Genomic DNA, 2,027 nt, shown 5'->3' with positions numbered 1-2,027 from the left:
GCCGTTCGCTGCGCGGGCGCGCACTGGGCTACGCCGGGCTCGCCGCGGTCGGCGCGGGCGGCGCGCTCGGCGGCCACCTGGCGTACCGGCTGGCCGCCTCGGTCAACCACGCCGAGGACATCCGGGTCCGTACGGAGCCGGGCTGGCACCCCCTGGGCGCGAAGGCGGAGTTCCCGGTGGGCGAACCGGTGCGGCGGAACGTGGGCGAGACGCCCGTCCTGGTCGTACGGGAGAGCGGCGGGGAGGTGTACGTACTGGCGGAGCGGTGCAGTCACATGGCCGGTCCGCTGTCGCAGGGGAGGGTCAGCGCGGACGGATGTGTCCAGTGCCCGTGGCACGGCAGCCGCTTCCGGCTGTCGGACGGCCAGCCGGTCGGCGGTCCGGCCACGGCACCGCAGCCCGTCTTCGAGACGCGCTACGCGGAGGGGGTGCTCCAGGCGCGGCTGACCGCGTGACCGGACCGGTCGGCCCGGCGCGCCGGATCGACGGCCGTGACCGAGACTGGGACAGGGCCGAGCGACTGAAGGGAGCGGGCCGGCGTGGGCACGGGCAGAGAGGTCGCCGAGCACGCGTCGCGCGCGCGAGGGCGGCCGCCGTCGTGGCTGCGCTGGCTGCCACTGGCCCTGCTGGCGCTGGCCCTCACCCTGGAACTGACCACACCGCCCCGGCTCTCCTTCGCCCCGCTGCTCATCTCGGCCGTCGTCCTGGCCGCCCTCCTCTACCCGCCCGTCGTCACCGTCGTCGTCGGCACGCTCTCCATCATCCTGCTGCTGGCCCTGCGCCTCAGCAACGAAAACCTCTTCTCCCGTGACCCCGCGGGCCACCTCATCACGCTCGTGCTGGTCACCGGCCTCTCCGCGCTGCTGGCGCTGGTGCGCGTACGCGCCTCACGCGAACTGGTCCAGGTGCAGGAGGTCGCCGAGGCCGCCCAGCTGGCGCTGCTGCGTCCGTTGCCCGAGCGGCTGGGCCCGCTGCGGCTGGCCGGCATGTACCGGGCCGCCGACGCCGCCGCCCTCATCGGCGGCGACCTCTACAGCGTCCGGCCGACCGCCTACGGGGTGCGGGTGCTGGTCGGCGACGTACGCGGCAAGGGCATCGGGGCGACCCGGACCATGGCCACCATCACCTCCGCCTTCCGCGAGGCGGCCATGTCGAGCTCCACGCTGTCCGAACTGGCCGCCCGCATCGAGACGTCGATGGCGCTCGACCGGTCGGACGCGGAGAACGGCGGCTACCGACGGACACCCGGTGCACCTGCTCCAGCCGGTTCCCGGGATCCGCACCGTGACTCGGAGGCGGAGCTGTTCGCGACGGCGGTGCTGATGGAGTTCCCGGCGGAGGGCGGGAGCGTCCGCGTACTGGACCGGGGGCATCCGCCGCTGTACCGGATCGGGGGCGAGAACGGCGTGGCCGCGCTGGAGCCGGCGGAGTACGGCCTTCCGCTGGGCCTCGGCGACCTCTCACCGGACCCGGGCCCCGAGCCGCGGACCATCCCGCTGGCGGCGGGCGAGACGCTGGTGGCCTACTCCGACGGCGTCACCGAGGCACGGGGCGAGGACGGCACCTTCTATCCGCTGGGGCAGCGGCTGGCGGAACGGTACGGGAGCGGGTGGCACGCGGTCGGCATCGAGCCGGCGGAGGTCGTCCGCTTCCTCCAGGGGGACGTCGCACGGTGGGCCAAGGCGCTCAACGACGACATGGTGGTCGTCGTCCTGCAGCACGATCCCCCCGCAGCCCCTCACGGCGTGGCCCCCTGACGCCATCCCCTGACACCGCGTCGCCCGGATGACCGCCGGTTCGGCGGCCACCCGGGCGACAGGGTCAGCGTGCGCGCGCGGGGCGCGGGTCAGATCAGTCCCGCTCCGCGCCGACCGGGAGCGAGCGCAGCGTGAAGCCGGACGTCTTCTGCTTGAACGCCCAGTCCAGCATCCGCTTCGCGTCCGGGTAGCGGTCGCCGCTGTTGAGGATCGTGCCGACGACCGTACGGTCACCCTTCGTCGCCGCGAAGACGAGGCAGGCGCCCGCCT

Annotated in this window: 2 protein-coding genes; both read left to right on the top strand. The window is 74.4% G+C overall.

What is annotated here, in order from left to right; genetic code table 11:
• A partial coding sequence (locus ACRDP3_RS12085) for a Rieske (2Fe-2S) protein (protein ID WP_431516899.1) occupies positions 1-455 on the top strand: 455 nt, incomplete at its 5' end.
• An 84-nt stretch (positions 456-539) separates the two neighbouring features.
• On the top strand, positions 540-1,757 hold the full coding sequence (locus tag ACRDP3_RS12080; RefSeq protein WP_431516898.1) for a PP2C family protein-serine/threonine phosphatase: 1,218 nt from the start codon (positions 540-542) through the stop codon (positions 1,755-1,757).
• Positions 1,758-2,027 lie beyond the last annotated feature (270 nt).

It is taken from the genome of Streptomyces sp., assembly GCF_050698815.1.
Lineage (GTDB): Bacteria > Actinomycetota > Actinomycetes > Streptomycetales > Streptomycetaceae > Streptomyces.
This window is presented reverse-complemented; position numbering and strand designations above follow the sequence as displayed.